The organism is Bacillus sp. SIMBA_005 (assembly GCF_046535585.1).
Classification (GTDB): domain Bacteria; phylum Bacillota; class Bacilli; order Bacillales; family Bacillaceae; genus Bacillus; species Bacillus pumilus.
The window spans coordinates 1-244 of sequence record NZ_JAWRWI010000998.1; the positions used below are offsets into that span (position 1 = coordinate 1).

The window sequence follows — 244 nt, forward strand, 5'->3', positions numbered from 1 at the left end:
ATTGTAAATATCGGTTAAATGATCTTCAGTACAGATTATGTCTTTTTGTGTTTCAGAGTCTTTTAAATGTCCTTTAATGGTTGTATAAGTGCATCGTTCTGTTGAAGTTCCGGCAGAAGATTTTCTTTGCTCTGTAATAGCAGTATCAATTATAAAAAAATCATTTTTTAAATATTTTTTAGGCTTGTTTAAGGCTTTAAAATTTTCAAAAGGTCTGACAATGCTTTTAAGAGGATTCCCTTCT

1 protein-coding gene is annotated in these 244 nt (G+C 29.5%); it reads right to left on the reverse strand.

All coding sequences use genetic code 11. The features are described 5' to 3' along the window. Nucleotides 1-244, reverse strand: a 244-nt coding sequence (locus SB660_RS23095) for a hypothetical protein (RefSeq protein WP_410584873.1), incomplete at both ends; no start/stop codon positions are given.